Annotated in this window: 24 protein-coding genes; 17 read left to right on the forward strand and 7 right to left on the reverse strand. The window is 70.6% G+C overall.

Features of this window, described 5'->3' with window-relative positions; genetic code table 11:
* The first annotated feature begins 20 nt into the window (after positions 1–20).
* A complete protein-coding gene (locus tag ACLQ2R_RS03945; protein ID WP_425957883.1) occupies positions 21–941 on the forward strand; it encodes a GNAT family N-acetyltransferase in 921 nt (306 codons plus the stop codon).
* 176 nt (positions 942–1117) lie between these two features.
* Entirely contained in the window at positions 1118–2086 is a 969-nt protein-coding gene (locus tag ACLQ2R_RS03950) for a L,D-transpeptidase family protein (protein ID WP_425957884.1), read from the forward strand.
* A 70-nt stretch (positions 2087–2156) separates the two neighbouring features.
* Here ACLQ2R_RS03950 and ACLQ2R_RS03955 read toward each other — a convergent pair whose 3' ends face one another.
* Positions 2157–3098: a ribose-phosphate diphosphokinase gene (locus tag ACLQ2R_RS03955; protein ID WP_425957886.1), complete on the reverse strand. Its 942-nt coding sequence runs from the start codon at positions 3096–3098 to the stop codon at positions 2157–2159.
* Between the two features lie 163 nt (positions 3099–3261).
* On the opposite strand from ACLQ2R_RS03955, the gene ACLQ2R_RS03960 reads away from it, so the two are divergent.
* Positions 3262–3879, forward strand: a complete 618-nt coding sequence (locus ACLQ2R_RS03960) for a hypothetical protein (RefSeq protein ID WP_425957887.1) — start codon at positions 3262–3264, stop codon at positions 3877–3879.
* A gap of 28 nt (positions 3880–3907) precedes the next feature.
* On the opposite strand, the gene ACLQ2R_RS03965 is transcribed toward ACLQ2R_RS03960, so the two are convergent.
* A complete protein-coding gene (locus tag ACLQ2R_RS03965; RefSeq protein ID WP_425957888.1) occupies positions 3908–4075 on the reverse strand; it encodes a S26 family signal peptidase in 168 nt (55 codons plus the stop codon).
* 200 nt (positions 4076–4275) lie between these two features.
* On the opposite strand from ACLQ2R_RS03965, the gene ACLQ2R_RS03970 reads away from it, so the two are divergent.
* From ACLQ2R_RS03970 to ACLQ2R_RS04020, 11 genes are all read left to right on the forward strand, one after another.
* Positions 4276–4869, forward strand: coding sequence for a pyridoxamine 5'-phosphate oxidase family protein (locus ACLQ2R_RS03970; RefSeq protein ID WP_425957889.1), 594 nt, complete (start codon positions 4276–4278; stop codon positions 4867–4869).
* Entirely contained in the window at positions 4866–5084 is a 219-nt protein-coding gene (locus ACLQ2R_RS03975; protein ID WP_425957890.1) for a hypothetical protein, read from the forward strand. Before ACLQ2R_RS03970 ends, ACLQ2R_RS03975 begins: the two co-directional genes overlap by 4 nt.
* A 478-nt stretch (positions 5085–5562) precedes the next feature.
* Positions 5563–6177, forward strand: a complete 615-nt coding sequence (locus ACLQ2R_RS03980; RefSeq protein WP_425957891.1) for a hypothetical protein — start codon at positions 5563–5565, stop codon at positions 6175–6177.
* A 68-nt stretch (positions 6178–6245) separates the two neighbouring features.
* Complete coding sequence (locus ACLQ2R_RS03985; protein ID WP_425957892.1) at positions 6246–7154, forward strand: glycosyltransferase family 2 protein; 909 nt, start codon at positions 6246–6248, stop codon at positions 7152–7154.
* Entirely contained in the window at positions 7151–8527 is a 1377-nt protein-coding gene (locus ACLQ2R_RS03990; protein ID WP_425957893.1) for a 2-phospho-L-lactate transferase CofD family protein, read from the forward strand. The genes ACLQ2R_RS03985 and ACLQ2R_RS03990 overlap by 4 nt, the downstream gene beginning before the upstream one ends.
* Positions 8524–9189 carry an HAD family hydrolase gene (locus ACLQ2R_RS03995; protein ID WP_425957894.1) on the forward strand — a complete coding sequence of 222 codons (666 nt, stop codon included), beginning with the start codon at positions 8524–8526 and terminating at the stop codon, positions 9187–9189. Before ACLQ2R_RS03990 ends, ACLQ2R_RS03995 begins: the two co-directional genes overlap by 4 nt.
* Entirely contained in the window at positions 9186–9950 is a 765-nt protein-coding gene (locus tag ACLQ2R_RS04000) for an NTP transferase domain-containing protein (RefSeq protein WP_425957895.1), read from the forward strand. The genes ACLQ2R_RS03995 and ACLQ2R_RS04000 overlap by 4 nt, the downstream gene beginning before the upstream one ends.
* Positions 9947–11236 (forward strand): glycosyltransferase family 4 protein, encoded by a 1290-nt coding sequence (locus ACLQ2R_RS04005; RefSeq protein ID WP_425957896.1) that lies wholly within the window; start codon positions 9947–9949, stop codon positions 11234–11236. Before ACLQ2R_RS04000 ends, ACLQ2R_RS04005 begins: the two co-directional genes overlap by 4 nt.
* Positions 11233–11376, forward strand: coding sequence for a hypothetical protein (locus ACLQ2R_RS04010; RefSeq protein ID WP_425957897.1), 144 nt, complete (start codon positions 11233–11235; stop codon positions 11374–11376). The genes ACLQ2R_RS04005 and ACLQ2R_RS04010 overlap by 4 nt, the downstream gene beginning before the upstream one ends.
* Positions 11376–12671 (forward strand): lipopolysaccharide biosynthesis protein, encoded by a 1296-nt coding sequence (locus ACLQ2R_RS04015; RefSeq protein ID WP_425957898.1) that lies wholly within the window; start codon positions 11376–11378, stop codon positions 12669–12671. Before ACLQ2R_RS04010 ends, ACLQ2R_RS04015 begins: the two co-directional genes overlap by 1 nt.
* Complete coding sequence (locus ACLQ2R_RS04020; protein ID WP_425957899.1) at positions 12668–13942, forward strand: glycosyltransferase family 4 protein; 1275 nt, start codon at positions 12668–12670, stop codon at positions 13940–13942. The genes ACLQ2R_RS04015 and ACLQ2R_RS04020 overlap by 4 nt, the downstream gene beginning before the upstream one ends.
* Here the strand turns inward: ACLQ2R_RS04020 and ACLQ2R_RS04025 are convergent.
* The 5 genes from ACLQ2R_RS04025 to ACLQ2R_RS04045 all read right to left on the reverse strand — a co-directional run bounded on the left by ACLQ2R_RS04025 (position 13914) and on the right by ACLQ2R_RS04045 (position 17707).
* On the reverse strand, positions 13914–14924 hold the full coding sequence (locus tag ACLQ2R_RS04025; protein ID WP_425957900.1) for a glycosyltransferase family 2 protein: 1011 nt from the start codon (positions 14922–14924) through the stop codon (positions 13914–13916). The two genes, ACLQ2R_RS04020 and ACLQ2R_RS04025, sit on opposite strands and share 29 nt — an antisense overlap.
* Before the next feature lie 221 nt (positions 14925–15145).
* A complete protein-coding gene (locus ACLQ2R_RS04030; RefSeq protein WP_425957901.1) occupies positions 15146–15664 on the reverse strand; it encodes a hypothetical protein in 519 nt (172 codons plus the stop codon).
* A 285-nt stretch (positions 15665–15949) separates the two neighbouring features.
* Positions 15950–16252 carry a DUF86 domain-containing protein gene (locus ACLQ2R_RS04035; protein WP_425958162.1) on the reverse strand — a complete coding sequence of 101 codons (303 nt, stop codon included), beginning with the start codon at positions 16250–16252 and terminating at the stop codon, positions 15950–15952.
* A gap of 118 nt (positions 16253–16370) precedes the next feature.
* Positions 16371–16667, reverse strand: a complete 297-nt coding sequence (locus ACLQ2R_RS04040; RefSeq protein ID WP_425957902.1) for a nucleotidyltransferase family protein — start codon at positions 16665–16667, stop codon at positions 16371–16373.
* A 563-nt stretch (positions 16668–17230) separates the two neighbouring features.
* A complete protein-coding gene (locus ACLQ2R_RS04045) occupies positions 17231–17707 on the reverse strand; it encodes an AAA family ATPase (RefSeq protein ID WP_425957903.1) in 477 nt (158 codons plus the stop codon).
* Positions 17708–18241: 534 nt separating this feature from the next.
* Here ACLQ2R_RS04045 and ACLQ2R_RS04050 point away from each other — a divergent pair.
* The 3 genes from ACLQ2R_RS04050 (at position 18242) to ACLQ2R_RS04060 (ending at position 20496) form a co-directional block, all read left to right on the forward strand.
* Positions 18242–19336 carry a sensor histidine kinase gene (locus tag ACLQ2R_RS04050; protein ID WP_425957904.1) on the forward strand — a complete coding sequence of 365 codons (1095 nt, stop codon included), beginning with the start codon at positions 18242–18244 and terminating at the stop codon, positions 19334–19336.
* Positions 19333–19986: a response regulator gene (locus tag ACLQ2R_RS04055; RefSeq protein ID WP_425957905.1), complete on the forward strand. Its 654-nt coding sequence runs from the start codon at positions 19333–19335 to the stop codon at positions 19984–19986. The genes ACLQ2R_RS04050 and ACLQ2R_RS04055 overlap by 4 nt, the downstream gene beginning before the upstream one ends.
* A gap of 120 nt (positions 19987–20106) precedes the next feature.
* Positions 20107–20496, forward strand: coding sequence for a hypothetical protein (locus ACLQ2R_RS04060; RefSeq protein ID WP_425957906.1), 390 nt, complete (start codon positions 20107–20109; stop codon positions 20494–20496).
* The last annotated feature ends 7 nt before the right edge of the window (positions 20497–20503 follow it).

A 20503-nucleotide genomic window follows, 5' to 3' on the forward strand; every position in this document is an offset into this window, starting at 1 on the left:
CGGGAAGGACATCGGACACGGTGCGGAACGTCGTCGCGCGCCCCTACGCGGGCCCCGCCGACCTGCGGAGGATGCAGGATCTCGTACGGGCCGCCTGGCACGCGGCCGCCCGGCCGCACGTCGGCGGTCTGGCCTGGAGCAGGTTCCAGCACGTGGGCCGGGAGGCCGAGTGGCCGACCGTGCTCTGGGAACGCGACGGCGAGACGCTGGCCTGGGGATGGGCGTCGCCCCCGGGCGAGCTGGAGCTGTTCGTGCATCCCGGGCACCCCGAGCTGGCCGACGAGGTGCTCGGCTGGTTCCACGGGATGAGTTCCGGGGGCGGTTTCGGGAGCGGTCTCGGGGGCGAGACGGCCGTGACGATCCTGTCGGGCGAGGAGCGGCTCGCCGCGACCCTGGTCCGGCACGGTTACCGGCCGGGACCCGCGGACGCCCCCTTCCAGGTACGCATGTGGCGTGACCTGCGCGACCTGCCTGAGCCGGAGATTCCGGACGGTTTCACCGCGCGCCACGTGCGCGGCGAGGAGGACGTGGCCGGGCGGGTGGCCGTCCACCGGTCGGCGTTCGCCCCCTCCTCGGTCACCGAGGAGAGCTATCGCGCCGTCATGCGCGCGTGGCCGTACCTGCCGGAGCTGGACTGCGTCGTCGAGGCACCAGACGGACGCCTGGCCGCGTACTGCCTGATCTGGCCGGACGACGTGAACGGTGTCGGGGAGCTGGAGCCGGTCGGCACGCACCGGGACTTCCGCCGGCGGGGGCTGGCCCGCGCGGTCTGCCTGTACGCGCTGCACCGGCTCGGGCGGACGGGAGCGGCGAGCGCGATCGTCCAGCCCCGGGGGGACGCGGGGTACCCGGTGCCCGCCCGGCTGTACCAGGCGCTCGGCTTCCGGGTCGTCGACCGGACGGTCCGCTACACGCGACCCGTCGAGGCGCCTCGTCCCTGAGCGTGGCCCGTCCTCTCCCCCTGACATCACTGCATCGATATCAATGCGAACATGTCTTTTTTGTGATGACAATTCCCCTACGACGATCATGCGGTCGCACGCGGCGGTATAACTCTTACTTCCTGGCAAGCGGCATTACAGGGTTAATCAATCCTGCCAGCGGATAGACGTCACATATGCGAAGCATCATCCACCGCCGCCTGGTCGCGATCTCCGCCTTCGCCCTGTTCACGGCCCTGTCCTGCGGCACCGCGGGAGCCATGGTCGACCCGTCCCCGAACTTCCGGAGAATTCCCATGCCGGATCAGTTCACCGCCCTCAGGGAAGGAAGCAGGGGAATCGAGGTATATAACGTGAGAAAAAGGCTTATGAGACTTGGCTTTCCTTCGGGAGACCTCTCCGTCACATACGACCCCGCCCTCCGCATGACCGTCTGGGCCTTTCAGAAGGCCAACGGGCTGAGACCGGTCAACAGGATCGACCCGCCGACCTGGCGGGCCCTGCTGCACCCCCGGCCCATCAGGCCGCTGGTCAGGAACGGCGAGTCCGAGCGGACCGAGATCGACCTGCGGCGCCAGCTCCTCACGGTCTGGAGCGGCGGCCGGCCCGTGCTGGTCAGTCACATCTCCACCGGCGCGGGCCGGTCGTACTGCGTGAGGGGGCACTGCGGCTTCGCCGAGACCCCGGTCGGCGACTTCCGGGCCGGGCAGCGGGCACCGGGCTGGTCCACCGGCATCCTGGGGTCGATGTTCCACCCGGTCTACTTCAACGGCGGCATCGCCGTCCACGGCTCCACCCTCGTCCCCCGCTATCCCGCCTCCCACGGCTGCGTCCGGGTCCCGCTGCACAACGCCGTCGCGCTCTACCGGCTGCTCCGGCCCGGCCACCCCGTCCACGTCCGGCGCTCGCCCCTCCACGACGAGCACCGCCCGGCGACCGGCCGGGAGCGGAACCCGCGCACTCCCGACGGACGACGCGACGCCTCACGCGACACCTCACGCGACACCGGGCCCGCCCTCCGCCCCGCTCCCGGCCGGAACGCGACGCCCGGCCGGAATGTCCCCCGGAACGCGGCGTCCGGCCGGGATCCCCTGCGGGACGCGACGCCCGGCCCGGATGTCCCCCGGAACGCGCCGGTCGGGTAGTCCCTTCGCGCCGGCGGCGGTCTCCCGATCGACGGCGACCTCCCGGCGCGGAGGGCGGCCCCGGGGCGGGTCAGGCGTCGAACAGGGCGCTGACGGACTCGCCGTCGTGGATCCGGCGCATGGCCTCGGCGAGCGCCGGGGCGATCGACAGGACCTTCAGCACGGAATCGGGCTTGACGTCGGGGACGGGCACAGTGTTGGTGCAGACGACCTCCTCGACCTCGGCCCGTTCGGCGAGGCGGTCGACGGCCCCGCCGGCGAAGAGACCGTGCGTGCAGGCGACGCGTACGGAACGGACCCCTCGCTCGCGCAGCCGGTCGAGCAACTCGATCACCGTCGTGCCGCGGGCGATCTCGTCGTCCAGGATGACGACGTCCTTGCCCTCGACGTCGCCGATCACCGAGCTGATGACGACGCGGTCGTCGCTCAGCCGCTGCTTGGCCCCCATCGCGACCCCCACGCCGAGCATCCGCGCGAACGTCGCCGCCTCCTTGGCGTTGCCCAGGTCGGGGGAGACGATGACGGTGTTGGAGAGGTCGTACCGGCGGAAGTGGGCGGCCAGCTCGCGCAGGGCGTGCAGGTGGTCGACCGGGATGCTGAAGAAACCGTGTACCTGGGGCGAGTGCAGGGTCATGGTGAGCACCCGGCCCGCACCCGCCGCCACCAGGAGGTCGGCGACCAGGCGGGCGCCGATGGAGATGCGGGGGGCGTCCTTCTTGTCCGAGCGGGCGTAGGCGTAGTGCGGCATCACCACGGTCGTCCTGGCCGCCGAGGCCCCCCTGGCGGCGTCGAGCATGAGGAGCAGCTCGACGAGGTTCTCCTGGACCGGGGGGACCAGGGGCTGGATCAGGAACACGTCCCGTTCCCGGCAGTTGGCCTGCAGCTGCACCTCCACGCAGTCGTTGGCGAAGCGCTTGACCCGGACCGGATGCAGCGGGGTCCCGAGGTGGGCGCAGATCTCCGCCGCCAGCTCGGGGTGGGCACTACCGCTGAACACGGTGATGTCTCGCACGAGGCGCTCCTTGCCTGTGTGGTGGTTCGGACCGGCCGGTCTCGCGGCCGTGTCACCGGCGGCCTCGGGCCGGACTCCGGCTTCATTCCCAAGCATCGCGGACGGCCCCGCGGAACGATCGGACGGGGGCCCGAACAGGCCGGGTGGCGGGCACACTGGACGCATGCGAATCCGCACCGCCGTCCTCGCCGGGCTCGCCGCCCTCGCCCCCCTCCAGGCCGTGGCCGCGTGCTCCTCCGGCGAGCCCGGGGCGCGACCGCCGGCCGCCTCCCCGCGCTCCCCCTCGCCCTCGGCGATCTCCCCCGTGGCCTCCGCCACCCCCGAGCCGCCCGGGACCGTACGGTGCGACACCAGGGTCGGCGGCGAACGCGCGCCCTCCGGGGATCTGCGGATCGTCGGTGACGCCGTGGCCCTGCCGGCGGGTGACACGCGCGAGCGTGCCCTGCAGGTGTCCGAGGTGAGACTGCCGGACGGGGGCCCGGGGTTGTTCGCCAAGCAGGGCCTTCTCGTACGGCGCGGGCGGCACGTCGAGCTGACCGTTCCCGAAGGGATGACCGGCCGTCTCTGGCTGAAGTGGGGCCGTCCCGATCCGCCCGGTACGCGGGTGGTGGTGGATCGCTGCGACTCCGACGACGAGTGGATCGCCTTCGTCGGCGGGTACACCGTACGCGAGGCCGGATGCCTTCCCGTCCTGGTCGGCGTCGACGGGGGCGCCCCCCGGGAGGTTCTCATCGGCATCGGCGCACCCTGCCCGGGGCAGCGGCCCGCACCCCGCCCCTGAACCGCGCCGGGCGGGGGCGTTGCGCGCCTCACGACAGGTGGCGCACCATGACGCCGACCGGCTCGTCACCCCTTACGAAGCCGAACTCCCGGGAGTCCCAGCTACTGCCCGGGGTGTCGCCCAGCACGACCGGGGCGCCCGGAGGCACGACCCCCTCGGGGACGTCGCGAAGCGCGGGGACGCGGTGTCTCGGCACGGGTTCGCCCGTCACCGCGGCCGCGCGCTCGACGAGCAGCCGCCGGCCGCCGGTCCGATTTTCGTCATGGGGTCATCGCGGGACCGCGTGACGAAACAGGCCCCGACCGGCGGGAAATCGACGGAGGCCGAGCCTCCACCCCCGCGTGACTCCCGCCTCCCGCCCCGGGGAAGAGACGGTCGCGCTGTCACAATCGGCGCATGGGAAAGAGCTACGAGCGGATAGACGGCAGGCTGCGTTCCTTCATCGAGGCTCAGCACATCTTCTTCACCGCGACGGCGCCGCTGGACGGCGACGGCACCGTCAACCTTTCACCCAAGGGCCTGAACGGCTCGTTCGCCGTGGTCGACGAACGTACCGTGGCCTATCTCGATTTCGCCGGAAGCAATGCCGAGACGATCGCGCACCTGCGCGAGAACGGCCGCATCACCCTGATGTGGTGCGCCTTCGACGGTCCTCCCACCATCGTGCGCGTGCACGGCCGCGGGGAGCCGGTCTTCCGCGACGACGCGCGCTGGGCCGGGCTGATGGGCCACTTCCCGGACATCGACCCGGTCCCGCACGGCCTGCGCGCGATCATCGTCGTGACCGCCGAGAGGATCCGCGACACCTGCGGGTACGCCGTCCCGTTCATGACCTACGAGGAGGACCGCCCGCTGCACGCGTCGCGCTTCGCGCGCGAGACCGACGAGTCGCTCGACGCGTACTTCGAGAAGAAGGAGCACGTCGCGACCAGCATCGACGGCCTCCCGGGGCTGCCGTTGCCGCTGCCGCCGCTGCCGCGCACCGCGTGAACCCGGCCGGAGGAGCCGGGGAACCGCTCACCTACTGGGACACCGCCGGCGCCGGGAAGACGTTCACCCACCCCGTCGACCCCGGCCGGCTGGCGACCGTGGACCGCGGGGCCCGTGTCCTGGACTACGGCTGCGGCTACGGCCGGGTCATGGCGGAGCCGAACCGTCTGGGCTTCTCGGACCCGCGAGAGGGTCCCGGCGATCACGCAGGGTGAGCGTCGGAGCGGCGCCCCGGGCGGAGAAGCGCGCGTTCCTTACGGAAAGCACGACGTATTGTCCGAAAGCCGAGTTGCGGAAGCGACATTCGAGAGAAGCCCACATATTGGACTCCTCGTCCAGGGATACGTTAAGAAGTTGAATTTTAAATATGGCCTGACCTGCGTGTTCGCGAGCGACCGCGAATCCGCCCCGGGAAGACGAGGCCAAAAGATCCCATTTTCATATACTTAGGCGCCTTTGCGGAGACTGCTGCCATACTGAGTGGGAGCGCTCCCGCGGCTCGTAGGCGGAGCTCGTCAACCATCCCGAATCGCCAGTCGTCTGGAAAAAAGGTATCGATTTCTCATGACGGCACGTGACGAAAGCTCGTCATCCCGGTCGCTTCTGGACGGGAATGTCACCCCAACTGTACCGGGGCACCCCGTCGACGTCGTCCTTCGCGGACGGAACCGATGGGCCCGGCACCTGTGGTGGATGTTCCTGGTCGCCGGGGCGGCCGTCGCCGCCCTCGTCTGGCTGACCACCCCCCACGGGCGCGAGACCCAGACGGCGGGTGAGCTCGTGGCCAAGCTGCTCGCGTTCGCCTGCCTGTGCGCGGCCATCGCGTTCTTCCCGTGGGTGTCGCAGCGCCTGTACTGGCTGGTCTACATCCCGTTCGTCTTCTTCACCGGCTACCTGGTCCCGCGGATCAGCTGGTTCTACTTCGGTGACGCCGCGCGCGCGCAGGGCGACAACTTCTACACGCACCTCTACATGTTCTTCTACCCGGCGATCGTCCTCACGGTCGCCGCCGCCTACCGGATCGGGGGCGGCAGTCCGGGCCGCTGCCTGAAGATCATGGCGACCGGTGTCGTCATCCTCTTCTCGGGCTTCCTCGACCTCATGTGGTTCGCCGCCAACCCGGTGGGGATCCCCGAGGTCATCGACGCGCCCCACATCAACGTGTTCACCGGCGGTCCGATCTCGTACGGCGCGACCATCCTGTTCGCCCTCGCGCACGTCCCGATCGTCGTCGTGGTCAACCTGCTTCCCCTGGATCGCTGGATCACCCGCCTGCTGGGGGCCGGGGAGCTCACGCCGGTCCGGTAGCCGGATCCGGCGGCCCGTCTCGTCGTGGCCGTCACGCCCGCATCTGAAGCCCTCCCGGGAGGTGAGATTTGCCGAACACGCATGTCGGGGCCCGCAGCATCGACATCTCGGTGGCGGCGCCCGCGTACAACGAGGCGGACAACATCGCAGCGGCGGTGACGGAGTGGCGCGACTACCTTCAGCGGCACCCGGCGGTCGGCACGTGGGAGATCGTCGTGTGCGACGACGGGAGCGCCGACGCGACCGGAGCCATCCTCGCGGCCCTGCAGGCCGACTGTCCCGAACTCGTCGTCGTCTCGTTCGAGCGCAACAGGGGCGCCGGCGCCGCCATCGCCGCCGCGATCGCCCACACCCGGCTGGACTGGGTCGTCCTGCTCGACTCCGACGGCCAGTTCCCGATCGCCAATCTCGACACGTTCATCCCGCGCATCCAGGCCGGTGAGGCGCTCGCCTTCTCCGGTGCCCGGATCAAGAAGGCCGACGGCCTGGCGTACCGGTGGGGATCGGCGGCCAGTGGCGCGGTCAGCAACGTCCTGCTCCGCACCCGCTACCGCGACTTCAACTCGATCTTCAAGGTGGTCAGCGGCCCGCTGTTCCGCGCCCTGCCGCTGGAGTCCGGCGGGATGAACTGCTCGACGGAGATCACGGCGAAGGTCGCCGAGGTGGGTCACGCCTGGGTGGAGCTTCCCATCGAGCACCGGCAGCGCGGCGGCGGCAGTCGCGGCTGGCGGTTCTGGAAGGGGGCGCGGGACCGGGCGCTGTTCGTGGGCTACGTGGGATACCGCAACTGGCTGCTGCGCCGGGGCGTCCTGCGCGCGCCGGGCCCGCCCGGGGCACCGCCCGCGCCTCCGTCGCCGGTGCCTCCGTCGCCGGTGACGGTGCCTCCGGTGCCGGTGACGGTGCCTCCGGTGCCGGTGACGTCGTCGGGGCCGGTGACGTCGTCGGGGACGTCCCGCGTGGCGGAGGAGACCCGATGAGCACCCCTGCACGCCCTCTTCGCGCGATCACCATGTTCAGCGGAGGGCGCGGCGGGGCCAGCATCGCACGCCGGCTGCTGGACATCCCCGGGCTCGACCTGTCCCTGGTGATCAACGGCTACGACAACGGGCTGTCCACCGGCGCGCTGCGACGGTACCTCCCGGGGATGCTCGGTCCCTCCGACTTCCGCAAGAACCTCCTGCTCCACCTCGACCGCGACGACCCCCAGCAGGCCGCGCTGATGTCCGTCCTCGAACATCGCCTGCCGGCCGGGATCACGCCGGAACGCCTCGGGGACCTCATCGACGAGATCGCCTCCTCCGGGGGCCACGCGGGCCGTCCTCCGTCCGGCCCGCTCCCCGGCGAACAGCCCGGCACACCGCCGGCCCCGGCCTCCGGCACACCGTCCGCCACGCCGCCCGGACCGGCCTCCGGCACACCGTCCGGCCCCCTCTCCGGCACGCCGTTCGACGCGCTGCGGCCGGAGGCGCGCGAGGAGATCACGCGGGACCTGCGCCTGTTCGCGCGCCGGCTCGGCGCCGAGCCGTACGGGATCGACCTGGGCGACTGCGCGCTCGGCAACCTCGTGTTCGCCGGCGCGTACCTCCGCACGGGGGAGGACTTCAACGCCGCGGTCCGCGCCTGCGCCCGCACGTTCGGCTCCCCGGTGCGGCTGCTGAACGTGACCGGCGGCGAGAACGCCTTCCTCACCGCGCTCAAGCGGAACGGCCGCCTCCTGACCGACGAGGCCGACATCGTCGCGCCGCAGGACGACGAGGCGATCACCGACCTGTTCCTGCTCCGCCGGCCGATCGACCACCGGTTGCTGGCCGAGCTGGAGGCGCTGCCCGCCGCGCGGGTACGGGAGGTCCTGGCCCGCCACCGCGCCGACGTCACCCCGAACCCGGAGGCGCTGGACGCGATCAGGGACAGCGACCTCCTCGTGTACGGGCCGGGCACCCCGCACTCGTCGCTCCTGCCGAGCTACCTGACGCCGGGCGTCGCGGACGCGATCGCGGCGAGCCGGGCCGTGGCGAAGGTGTTCGTCGTCAACACCCGGGACGACCACGACATCCAGGGGTTGACCGCGCCCGACCTGGTCGACCTCACCCTGTCCTACCTCGGCGACCCCCGCAATGAGCGGCGCACCGTCACCCATGTCCTGTGCCCCCGTCCCACCACGCCGTCGGACGGCCTGCCGCCCGTGGTCCCGGTGCCGCGAGCCGTGATCGACGGCGGCGAGTGGGCCGGTGCGCGGTGGGTCATGGCCGACCTGGAGGACCCCGGACGCCCGGGCGTGCACGGCGGCCGCGGCACGGTCGACGCCCTGATGGCGATCTGCGGCGAGGCGGCACTGGCGGGAGCCGAGTGACCCCGTGGCAGGCCGGCGTGGTCGCCGGCCGCCGGACGTGGCTGTGCGACCTCGACGGCACGCTCGTGGACTCGTGCCCCGCGCACGAGACCGCGTTCCGCCAGGCGATCGCGGAGATCGCGCCCGCCGCGCTCGCCTCGTTCCGGTACGCCGACCACGCCGGCGCGAGCACCCCCGAGGTGGCCTCCCGCCTGGTCCCGGGCGACGCCGTCGCGGCCGGGCGGCTGGCCCGGCGCAAGCAGGGGCTCTACCGCGAGCACGCCGAGGCGGGGATGGTCGCCCCGCTGCCCGGTGCCCGCCGCCTCCTCGACCGCCTCGCGGAGGAGGGCCGCACGGTGTACCTGGTCACCAGCGGCAGCCGCGGGTCGGTCGAGCGGGTCCTGAAGGCCGGCTCCCTGGGCGGCTACTTCCGTGACGTGCTGACCAGCGACGACGTCCCGGTGAGCAAGCCCGACCCGGAGTTCTACGCCTACGCCTGCCGTCGCTGGGCCGTCGACGTGGCCGACGCCGTGGCCGTGGAGGACTCCGCGCACGGGGTGGCGTCCGCGGTCGGCGCCGGGCTGGTGACGCTCCAGGTCCACGCCGCCGAGCCCGCGGCGGGGGCGATCGTCGTGCGGGACCTCGACGAGGTCGTGTCCCTCTTCCAGCAGGAGCAGCGGTGAGCGAGCGCGTCTGCGCGGTGATCCCGGCGGCCGGGCGTGGCGCCCGGCTCGGTGCCGACATCCCGAAGATCATGGTCGAGGTCGCCGACGGCGTCACCGTCTGGCACCTGCTCCACCGGCGGCTGCGGCCCCGGGCCGAGCACGTCCACGTCGTCGTCTCCCCCGAGGGCGAGGCCCCGTTCCGGGACCTCGCGGCCGAGGAGATCGGGAGCGGCGCCGTCTCGGTGAGCGTCCAGGAGAAGCCGACCGGCATGGGAGGCGCCATCTTCGGAGCCGCCCCGTACTGGGAGGCCTACGACGCGATCCTCGTGGTCTGGGGCGACCAGGCGAACCTGTCCCCGGCGACCGTCGACCGCGTCGTGACCGGCCACCGGGAGGGCGGGCTCACGATCCCCCTGGTGCCGATGGCCGACCCCTACGTCGAGTACGAGATCGCCGGCTCCGCGCTGACGCGGGTGCGGCAGTCGCGCGAGGGCGACGAGTGCCGCCCCGGCGGGCTCAGCGACGTCGGCGTGTTCTGCCTCGGCACGGACGGGCTGCGGAAGGAGTGGACGCGCTACCTGAGCGAGTCCGCACCCGGCGCCGTCACCGGCGAGGTCAACTTCCTGCCGTTCCTCCCGCACCTGTCGCAAGTCGCCGGCCGGCCGCTGACCGTGGTGCCGGTGGAGGACCCCGACGAGGCGCGCGGCATCAACACCCGGGCCGACCTCGACTTCGCCCGCAGGGCGTACCTGCGGGACGCGGAGGCCGGCGGCCGATGAGCGAGCCGGCGGCCCGGCCGCGCCCCGTCTACGTCGTCTGCGCCGAGACACCGCCGGACGTCGTCGGCGGGCTCGGGCGGTACGCCGAGCGGATGATGGCCGCCATGCGGCACCTCGGCACGCCCGTCGAGGTGTTCGGGGCCACCTCGCGGCGCGGGGTGCCACGGACGGAGCGGCTCGGCGACGTCACCCTGCACCGGGTACGCGTACCCGGTGGTGACCTGGCCGGGAATCGCGCGCCCGGCGGTGGCGGGGGCGTCGCCCGGATGCCGACGGCCGTCCTGGACGTTGTCCGGATGATCGGGATCCTCGTGTTCAACGTGCGTGTCGCGGCCCGCGTCATCCGGACCGGCGCCGGGCGGTCGGGGTCGGTCGTCGTCGTGCACGACTGGATGGGCTGCGTCGCCGGGATCCTCTGCCGGGTGCTCGCCCGCACCCCGGTGGTGTTCCACGTCCACACCCGCGAGCTCAACGCCGCCCCCTCCCGGCGCCGGTCCCCGGTGGCGGCCGGCATCGCCGCGCTGGAGACCGCCCAGGCGCGGACGGCACGCCTGATCGTGGTGCCGAGCGCCGGGATGCGCGACGATCTCGTGGCGTGCGGCTGGCCGGCCGACCGGCTGCGGGTCATCCCGCACGGCTTCGAGGATCCCGAGCTGCTGCGGCTGGCCGCGCTCCCCGGCGACGAGCGCGACCGGCTCCGCGATGAGGTCCGGCGCCGCCACCTGCCCGGCGGCGAGGGACGGCTCGTGGTGTTCGCCGGCCGGCTGTCGCCGCACAAGGGCGTCCGCACGCTGGTCCGGGCGGCTCCGCTGATCACCCGGGACCGCGACGACGTGCGGATCGTGCTCATCGGCGCGCAGGCCCCGCGTACCGACGACAACGCGGAGGTGGCGCGGCTGATCGACGAGACGGATGTCGGCCGCCACGTGGCCGCCGGGTACCGTTTCCTGGACTCCGCCGAGGTGTTCGCGCACTTCCTGGCCGCCGACGTGTGCGTGTTCCCGTCCACCTACGAGCCGTTCGGCCTGGTCGCGATCGAGGCGATGGCGCTGGCCAGGCCCGTGGTCGTCGGCCCCGGCTACTCCCCGGAGGTGGTGGGCGACGGCGCGGCCCGGTGCGGGAGCGACTCGCCCCGGGAGCTGGCCGCCACCCTGCTGCGGTACCTGGACGACCCGCGGGCCGCGTCCCTGCTCGGCGAGCGCGGCGCCGCCCATGTCCGCGAGCGGTACACGTGGGCACGGACGGCCGAGCTCACCCTGGCCGCGTACGCCGAGCCGTCCCGGTGACGCGCCGGAGACCGGCCGGGGACCCGCGCGGCCGCGTCGCGCGGGCCACCGGCGAGACCTCGTGGACCGGCCCGCTCGGCACCACGCGCGCCCGCGTCGCGCGGGTCACCGGCGCGTCCCGTACCGGAGGGGAGGCGTGATGGCCCGCGGAGACGTGCGCGCCCGCGTCGCGCGGGCCGTCGAGGGCCACCGCTGGGCGGCCGGGCCCACGCTCGTGAGCACCCTGGCCAGCGGCATCGCGGCGGCCACCACGCTGGTCGTCGCCCGGGGGATCGGCGCCGCCGCGTTCGGCCACTTCACCGTCGTCCTGTCGATCGCGCTGATCGTCACCGTCGCCATGCTCACCAGCCTCAACTACGTCATGTTCCAGGAGCTGCCGCGCGCCGAACCGGCGGACCGGCCGGCCCTGGTGACGACGGCGCTGTTCTCGACGCTGGTCCTCGGAACGGTCCTGTTCGCCGCCGGGATGCTGGCCGCGCCGCTGCTGACCCCGGCACTCGGCGTCGACACCCGTACGCTCGCCTTCGGCCTGGCGCTGGCGCTGTCGATGACCGTGAACCAGCTCACCGAGAGCTTCCTGCGCGGGCTGAAGAGGTTCACGCTCGTGTCCTCGCTCAAGCTGGCGGTCGCCGTCGCCTACCTGGGCGGTTCGGCGTACTGCCTGCTCGTGCTCGGGATCGAGGACGCCGAGGTGTACCTGAGCGCGCTCATCGTGACGAACCTCGTCTTCGCCGTCATGGCCGTGGCCGGGTCAGGGGTGGCGCCGCGCTCCTGGTCGCCGGCCCTCGCCAGGTCGCTCTACCGGCACGGCGCGTACGTGACCGTCATCGCCACGTTCACCGCCGTGCTCTTCGGCGTCGACGTGATCTTCCTCAACCACTGGGCCGGGAAGGCCGACGTCGGGGTCTACTCCCTGTACAACGGCTTCCCCAAGCGGTTGCTCGGGGTGGTGTTCACCGACGGGATCGGCCTGGTGCTGCTGCCCATGATGGCCACGATGGCCAAGCCCGCCCTGATGCGGAAGGTCGCGCGGCTCGCGCCGGCCGTCGCGGGGGTCACGACGGTCTTCTCCTTCGCGGCCAGCCTGGTGTTCTTCCTCGTGATGGGCGAGGAGTACCCGTACTCGGTCGGGCTGATGGCGCTGGCGTCCGTGGGCATCGGCGCGCACACCGCCTTCAACCTCTACTTCGTCGCCCTGTCGATGGACGGGGTACGGGGCGCCAAGGTGTTCATCGCCTGCCTCGCCGCCGGCACGCCCGCCGCGCTCGCCTGCCAGGCGCTGTGCATCGCCTGGTGGGGGCTGGTCGGAGGGCTGATCGCGTTCGCCCTGAGCAATCTCATCCTGGTGGCCGTCGTGGCGGTCGCCGCCGGCCGGGCGTACCGGCCGGACGGCCCGGTGGCGGTCACCCCACCCACGAAGGAGGCCGACCGATGAGGATCGCCTGCGTCATCAACCAGTACCCGCCGAACATCACCGCCGGGCTCGGCCGCTACGTCGAGCTGATCACGCCGTACCTGTCCCGCGACCACCAGGTGGCCGTCTTCACGCTCAACGACGGCCACCAGCCCGTGCACGAGCGGAGCGACGGCGTCACCGTCTACCGTCCGCTCGGCCGCGTCCTCGGCGCGATCAGCCGCCGGCGGCGGCTCAACCGCACCCGGGGCGCCGAGTTCGCCCTGCTCGCGCTGAACGTCGTGGTCAGCAACTGGCGGTACTTCCTGCGGCTGCGCCGCGCCGCCCGGAGCGAGCGGCCCGACCTGGTCGCCGTGCACGACTCGACGAACTTCCTGTGCGGGCTGCTCTGCCACTACGTGCTGCGCCTGCCGGTCGTCTTCCACGTGCACACCACCGAGTACGGCGTCGCGGCGCAGCGCACCGTCAACGACCCGCTGAACGTGTTCGCCGCCGTCGAACGGTGGCTGGCGCGGATCTCCCGGCGGGTCGTCGTCGCCACCCCGGAGGTGCGCGCGGAGCTGATCGCCGCGGGCTGGGACCGGTCGCCGATCGACGTCGTGTGCCTGGGCGGGACGTACGAGAAGGTGCTCGCCGACCCCGCGTTCGACCGCGACGCGCTTCGTGCGGGAGCCGTCGCCCTGCGCGCCCGGCTCGGCATCGCCGCCGGGGACCCGGTGCTGCTGTTCGTCGGCCGCATCGAACGGCAGAAGGGCGTCTACCCGCTGCTGGAGGCCATGCGGACGATCGCGCCCGCCGTCCCCGGCCTGCGCCTGGTGATCGTGGGCGAGGGGGACGACGCGGGCGTCGCGCGGATCGTCGCCGAGACGGGCCTTCAGGGACGTGTCCTGACGTCCGGCGGGTTCGTCGACGGCCGGGCGCTGCTGGAGTTCTACGAGATGGCCGACGCCTGCGTCTTCCCCTCGCTCTTCGAGCCGTTCGGCCTGGTCGCCACCGAGGCGATGGCACTGTCCAGGCCCACGATCCTCGGCGACGGGTTCTCACGCATCTTCCTCGACGACCCCGACCGGCCCGCCGTCCGCTTCGTACGCAGCTCCGACCCCGCCGACATCGCCCGCGTCGTGATCGAGGTCGCGACGGACCCGGAGCTGCGCCGCGCGCTCGGCACCCGGGGGGAGAGGTTCGTCCGGGAGAGCCTGAGCTGGAGCAGGGCGGCCGACGAGACGCTCGCGGTCTACCGCGTCGTGCTCGCGGGGGCGCCGGTCAGGCCGGTTCCGGCGCGCTCCTCCTGAACCCGGGGAGCACCCGCAGCGAGCCGACGGCCAGCCCGGTGACGAGCACCGTGTGCACGGCCAGATGGACCGCCATGAAGTAGACGGTGAACGCCGGGCCGCGCTGCCGGTTGACGAACCGCACGAGCTGCGGATCGGCGAGGACGAACGCCACGACCAGGGCGGCGGGGACGAGCAGCAGGGCGGGGACGAACAGGCCGAACGGCACGCTCACCAGCGTCAGCGCCAGCGTGGCGAGCGCGAAGGCGCAGGCCAGGATGCCGAGGGGGCTGTTGGCGTGCTCCGGCTTCGCCGCGCCGCGCCGGCTGGTGGCGAGCGCGAGCGGGATCAGGGGCAGGGCCCTGCGCCACTGCTCGCCGAGGATCGGCAGCAGGCGGCTGCCGTCGTCGTGGCGTCCCACGACGGTGTCGGTGAGCATGATGCGGCTGCGCACGGCGAGCCTGCTGCTGTACTCCACGTCCTCGCAGTCACGCAGGCGCTCGTCGAACCTGCCGGCGCCGAGCAGCACGTCGCGGCGGATGGCGGCGAGGGCGAAGACGACACTGTTGACCTCGCCGATGTGGCGGCTGCGCCAGTGGACCGCGTGAAGGATCCGGTACCACTCGACCGGCCCGTCGTCGATGAGCGGTTCGGTGTCGTAGACGCCGTGCACGCAGCCGAGCCCTGGGTCGCGCTCCAGGATCTCGATGGCGCCGGCGACCGCGTCCGGTCGCAGCCCCACGTCGGAGTCGAGAAAGAAGATGATCTCGCCGGTGGTGGCGTCGACGCCGGCGTTGCGGGCGGCCGAGACCCCCTGGTTGCGGTCCAGCCGGACGACCCGGCAGCCGAGTCGCTCCGCGATCGCGGCCGAGTCGTCGGTGCTGGCGTCGTCGACCACGACGATCTCGTCGGGCAGGCGGGTCTGGGCGAGAACCGACTCCAGGCACAGGCGCAGCGTCTTGGCCGCGTTGTAGCAGGGGACAACCAGGGAGACGCGCGTCATGGGTCCAGCCGTTCGGGAGATGTCGGTTCACTTCGGGCAGGTGGCGACGGGTCGCCTTCGGAGAAGACGGCGACGGAATCACCGAGTGTTTCGACATCACCTTTGACATCGGCTTCGACGTCGCCCGATCGGTGACATCGACGAATCATCGATATCACGTCCTATGTCCCCGCCGGAACAGCCGTCCAGATCTTGGACGGCACGGTGGTGAACTGTCCCGGTCAGGAGCACGACCAGCAGTAGAGCTGCTGGCCGTGTTCCTTCGCACGACGGGACAACCCGATGAGATCCTTGGCCACGGGCATCAGGTACTCCAGGTCATCCGAGCTGAAGTATGCGAACTGCTCGCTCTTCGCCCAGCGCTCCACCACCCCCGGCAGGTGCGCGTCGCCGGCGCCGGCGAGCAGGTCACGCACATTCGTCGACAACTCCTCGATACCCACGCTGCCGAGGTAGGGCGAGTCATCGGGCAGGGCATCCCACTCCTCGTCGGTCTGCGGGAACGGGTCGGGATACGAGGCGGGGTACAGGCGCGCTGTGGTGTCCACCCCTGTGGGCAGGGTGACGTTGCCGATGAGCCCCGCCAGCTCGTTCAGGGTTATCCACGGGTCGAGCCACTTGGTCTCCACGGCGTCGAACTCGGGGACGCTGTACTCAGGGGCGGCGATCACACGGGAATGCTCCGGCTGGATGATCGCCGTCTCACGATCCGCAGCCCGGTAATACTCGTAGAAGCCCATGCGAGTGACCCTGGTCCGGCACACGCGACAGGGCAACTTCTGTCAGCGACGACGTCGCATTCCTGACATCCTGCTTGCAAAGCAACCCAGACAGGGGGCGGGACCATAGACGGTATTCGCTCCCACCTGGGCTTATGATCCACGGTGATCCATCGACGTCCAGCCTCGTCCTCGGTCGTTGCCCCCAGTCGGTCACTCAGAAATCCGCTCTCCGGACAGGTTCGGGCGCCCATGGATAGCGGGCGTCGATGAGGCTTGTGGGTACTTCCACCGCAGAGAAGCCGACTAAAGATGTGAACCCGTTGAGGGCCCGATGTGCTCGTCAGGGGAGACGGTGGGGGCGCGTGACTCCTCTTGCTCCAGGCGCTTGAAGAGATCTGGGTAGGCACGCCGAAGCAGGTCTCGTACTTGGCGCTCCAGTTCGGGAACATTCACCGTGGCGGCGCTGTGCACGATCTTCCAGTCGACGCTGAAGTATCGGTGGACCACATTGTTACGCAATCCCCTGATCAGCTTCCAAGGGATCTCAGGGGTGGAGGCTCGGGTCTCGTCCGAGATCCCTCCGACGGCCTCACCGATGATGGACAGCTACCAGATGACCGCATCACGGCGCATCGAGTCGGTAGCCCACACCTCAGGTGAGACGCCTTCGAGATACGAAGTGATCTTCCTGGCGGCTTCCACGATGTCCACCAGATACAGGCCCTCACGCTGCATACAGCACCTGGGCGTCGTCAAGGACCTGATCGCGGATGACCCAGTGGAGACCTTCCTTGGAGACCACATCGACCTTGCGACCCAAAAGGTCCTCCAGCTCCTCCTGGAAGCCGAAGAACTCGATTCCGATGTCGCTGCCTGGCTTCAGGACGTAGAGCAGGTCGACGTCGCTCCCCTCCTCGTCTTCACCACGGGCAACTGAGCCGAAGACAGCCAGCTCGGCAATACCGTACTTCTCACACAATCCAACCAGCTGCGCGTAGACGGTTGTGAAGTCAACGCTCATGACACCTCCCGAGCCTCCATGTTGTCATCTCACTCATGTCACCGCACTGCTTGGACCTACCTTCTCCATCGCGACATCCCAGGATCCGTGAAGATGAGCGGGCGACAAGGCAAGAGCGGTCCTCTGACTTGCTGTGTCCCAGGTCAGGGAAAGCTTCGCCTTGCCCGTGAATCCCCATGGTTCCCCCTTGGGGGCCTCCTGACGGGCACGCAACGGGCACGGCTTGAGAGCCTCATGCGGGCACAGACCCTGCCCGCTGGATCTTCCCGTCTGCCTCGTCCCACCCCGGAGGGGTAACAGCTCGAGGACGGAGGATCAAGGCCGTCTTCGCGTGTACGCCGACCGGTAGGCGTTCCTCGGTCATGGGATGCCAACGGTCACAGACGGCCTTGATCCGGAGGAGTCGAGATGTTGGGCTTGCCCGGGATGTGGCAGGCGGGAGGATCCGGCTTCCACCTCAACCACCTAGGGTCCTCGTGGTGCGACGTCGATCATCCCGGAGCCGAAGTGCCCCCGCCGGAGGCAGCAAAGGCGCAGGGGCCCGCTGTCCCGTCTTTCTGCTCTCAGGGCTGGTCGAAGAGGACGAGTTCGCTACGATCGGGAGCCTCAAAGATCTCGGCCCACTGCTCGATCATGCTCCGGCTGATGACCGCTATGCCCGGCGATTCCTGCCTGTTGCGGACCTTCAGTCGGCGCCATAACTCGTCAGTCGGGACCGGCAGGTAGCGCAACTCGACTGCGGCTCCGAGTGCGCGAGCACGAAGTCGCATCTCGTCGCGTTCGGCACGAGCCCAGAAACCGAACTCCAAGATCACAGTCACTCCGAGCCGGACGAGGTCTTCCGATTGCTGTCGGAACAGCCCTTCCAGCCGATCACGTGGCTCTGCTTCGTGGAGGTCGATTCCCAAACGGGTCAACCACTCGTCAGGGCACAGACGGACAGCCGGAATCTGGTCGGCCAGTTGCTTCGCCAGGGTTGTCTTGCCTGCCCCGGGCAGCCCGCACAGCAAAATCAACCGCCCCGGCCGACCCTCGTTCATGCCAGACACCTTATGTCGCACCACCGTTCTGAGAAGTCTTCACGGGGTGGGCGGCGGCGATGCCTTCGGTCAGCGAGTTCGCTTGGTACGGCGGAGCACGCATGCGGCGGGCGGCCCTGAGGCCCGCCGCCCTTGACGGCCTCGCCCGCGGGGCACTGGCGAAGGGATCGGACACGCAACGGGCACGAGAACGGGAGAAGGCCGAATGAAGATCAAAGCCCAGGTTGCGGCGACTATGCCCGACCTGGGCTTCTTCGTGTCCGTGAGGGTGGTGGAGCCTAGGAGATTCGAACTCCTGACATCCTGCTTGCAAACGGGGCCAGTCTCCTCGTGGAGGGACCCATCCCTGGTCAAGCGGTAGATGGTCGGGAACGTGTGATCGTGTACGCCGACGTTGCTGTATTCCGCTGCTGTACACAACGCTCTGTCGGCCACCTGAGCAGCAGTACGGCAGAGACAAGCCATACCCGCGAGATCATCGCGCGTTTCTGCCATGAGTTGACCTTGCGCCGCCGGACGACCCACAGTGAGCGTATGAACAGGGCTCTGGCTGTGCTGACCTTCGGTGCGCTGCTCACGTTGCTGATCGGGGTCGTCGCATCTGGAGAGTCCCTGCCGTCGCTCGTGCTCGGCACGGTGTTCACCGGATTGGCCACCGCCGGCTTCTCAGGGGTACGTGCGCGCAATGAGCCGGCCTGGTCGCTCGGGTACGTTGCCGTGCAGCTGCCGATCGCGTTCGTCGTGTTCTCGCTGAACGCAGGGGTCGCCGCGACGCTTCTGCTCGTCGTGCTGGTCAGCCAGTGTGTGCTGCTACGGTTGCCGATCGCCGCGACGGCGGTCGTGGTCGGGCTGGTCCCGTTCGTCCACCTCGGCATGTCATGGGGCGAAGGGCTGCGGGAAGGGCTTGGAATCCTCCTCGCCGCGGTGTTCGCCGCGATCGTGACGGAGTTGCTACAACGCGAACAACGCGCCCGTGTCGAACTGGCCGAGGCGCACGAACAGTTGCGTGACTACGCCACCCAAGCGGAGCGGCTCGCGACCGTGCAGGAACGCAACCGGGTGGCACGCGACATCCACGATGGACTCGGGCACTCGCTCACTATCGTCCAGATGCAGGTCAAGGCCGCCCGCGCGGTCCTGCCGACCGACACCGCCAAGGCCGACAAGGTACTCGCCAAGGCCCAGGACCAGGCCGAGGCCGCACTCGCCGAGGTACGCCGCTCGGTCGGCACCTTGCGCGAACCACGCGAAACCCCTCCCCTGCCCGACGCCTTGCAGGCCTTGGCCGAACTGACATCCGCCGCGGGCGTGACCACCGGCGTCGCGATATCCGGCGAGCAACGACCGTTGCCCGACGAGACGCGCGAGGCCCTGTTCCGTGTGGCGCAAGAGGGTCTGACCAATGTCCGCAAGCACGCCCGGGCAACCCGTGCCGACGTGGTCCTGGACTACGCTGACACCGCCCTCCGGCTGGCCGTCCGCGACGACGGCGCCGGTTTCGCTTCGACACCTGCGTCGGGTTTCGGTCTGGTCGGGCTCCGGGAACGCGCCGAGCACCTGGGCGGACGGTTGAGCGTCGAGTCGGCACCGGGGGAGGGCTGCACATTGAGCATGGAGGTTCCCGGATGAGCCCGGTCCGCGTCCTGTTGGTCGACGACCAGGCTCTGTTCCGCGAGGCCCTGGCCACCCTCCTGTCCACGCACGACGCCATCGAGGTCGTCGGCGAGGCCGGCAACGGCGACGAAGCGATCCGCCGGGCCGTCGAGGTCACCCCGGACGTCGTCCTGATGGATCTGCGCATGCCCGTCCTGGACGGCGTCGCCGCGACCCGCCGCCTGCGTACCGACCACCCCGGCATCGGCATCATCGCGCTGACGACGTTCGACGACGACGAGGACGTGTTCGCCGCCCTTCGCGCCGGAGCTTTGGGCTACCTGCTCAAGGACGTCTCCTCGGCCCGGCTGATCGAGGCCGTCCTGGCCGCCGCCCGCGGCGAGTCGGTGTTGCAGCCCTCCGTCGCCGCGAAGGTGGTCGCCCAGTTCGCCCGCCTGCCCTCGACCGGCGCCCCGGAACCCCAGCCATTGGTCGTGCCGCTGTCCGACCGCGAACTCGAAGTCCTCCGTCTCCTCGCCACCGGCCACAGCAACCGCGAAATCGCCACGACGCTTCACCTGGCCGAGGGCACCGTGAAAAACCACGTCACCAACGTCCTGTCGAAACTGAACGCCCGCGACCGCACCCAGGCCGCGTTACGCGCACGGTCCCTCGGTTTGCTCTGACCATTTCCGCCAGGGTCATGACCACGGCATGACCTCGGGCATGACTTCCGGCACATCGCAGGCCGGAGGCCGGCGGCCATTCTTGTCGGTGTCAGTCGATGCCGAATCTGAGGGGACGTCATGACGACCGCGGGAATCACCCGGAGTACGAATCGCAAGCTGGGCCGGTTCGTCTGGCACTACGTCGAGATGGTGATCGCCATGCTCGCCGGGATGGTGGTGCTGGCGCCGCTGTGGCCGGACGCCTGGTCGGCGCGGCCGGAGGTCGACGCGCTCGTCATGGCGACCAACATGACCATCGGGATGACCGTGGCGATGGCCTTGCGCAGGCATTCGTGGGCGCGGATCGGTGAGATGGCGGCCGCGATGTACCTGCCGTTCCTCGTCTTGCTGGTGCCGTTCTGGCTCGGGGCGCTGTCCGCCATGGGGTTGATGACGGCCGGGCACGTGATCATGTTCCCGCTCATGCTGGCCGCCATGGTGTGGCGCCGCGACCACTACTGGCACTGAGGGTTTT

It is taken from the genome of Streptosporangium sp. DT93, from assembly GCF_049844535.1.
GTDB lineage: Bacteria > Actinomycetota > Actinomycetes > Streptosporangiales > Streptosporangiaceae > Streptosporangium.

Bases quoted from the DNA above. Each gene is read 5' to 3' on its own strand.
- ACLQ2R_RS03950 (WP_425957884.1), top strand. From the start codon at position 1,118: ATGCGAAGCATCATCCACCGCCGCCTGGTCGCGATCTCCGCCTTCGCC.
- ACLQ2R_RS03960 (WP_425957887.1), top strand. From the start codon at position 3,262: ATGCGAATCCGCACCGCCGTCCTCGCCGGGCTCGCCGCCCTCGCCCCC.
- ACLQ2R_RS03970 (WP_425957889.1), top strand. From the start codon at position 4,276: ATGGGAAAGAGCTACGAGCGGATAGACGGCAGGCTGCGTTCCTTCATC.
- ACLQ2R_RS03980 (WP_425957891.1), top strand. From the start codon at position 5,563: ATGTTCCTGGTCGCCGGGGCGGCCGTCGCCGCCCTCGTCTGGCTGACC.
- ACLQ2R_RS03990 (WP_425957893.1), top strand. From the start codon at position 7,151: ATGAGCACCCCTGCACGCCCTCTTCGCGCGATCACCATGTTCAGCGGA.
- ACLQ2R_RS04005 (WP_425957896.1), top strand. From the start codon at position 9,947: ATGAGCGAGCCGGCGGCCCGGCCGCGCCCCGTCTACGTCGTCTGCGCC.
- ACLQ2R_RS04015 (WP_425957898.1), top strand. From the start codon at position 11,376: ATGGCCCGCGGAGACGTGCGCGCCCGCGTCGCGCGGGCCGTCGAGGGC.
- ACLQ2R_RS04020 (WP_425957899.1), top strand. From the start codon at position 12,668: ATGAGGATCGCCTGCGTCATCAACCAGTACCCGCCGAACATCACCGCC.
- ACLQ2R_RS04025 (WP_425957900.1), bottom strand. From the start codon at position 14,924: ATGACGCGCGTCTCCCTGGTTGTCCCCTGCTACAACGCGGCCAAGACG.
- ACLQ2R_RS04030 (WP_425957901.1), bottom strand. From the start codon at position 15,664: ATGGGCTTCTACGAGTATTACCGGGCTGCGGATCGTGAGACGGCGATC.
- ACLQ2R_RS04040 (WP_425957902.1), bottom strand. From the start codon at position 16,667: ATGAGCGTTGACTTCACAACCGTCTACGCGCAGCTGGTTGGATTGTGT.
- ACLQ2R_RS04045 (WP_425957903.1), bottom strand. From the start codon at position 17,707: ATGAACGAGGGTCGGCCGGGGCGGTTGATTTTGCTGTGCGGGCTGCCC.
- ACLQ2R_RS04050 (WP_425957904.1), top strand. From the start codon at position 18,242: ATGAACAGGGCTCTGGCTGTGCTGACCTTCGGTGCGCTGCTCACGTTG.
- ACLQ2R_RS04055 (WP_425957905.1), top strand. From the start codon at position 19,333: ATGAGCCCGGTCCGCGTCCTGTTGGTCGACGACCAGGCTCTGTTCCGC.
- ACLQ2R_RS04060 (WP_425957906.1), top strand. From the start codon at position 20,107: ATGACGACCGCGGGAATCACCCGGAGTACGAATCGCAAGCTGGGCCGG.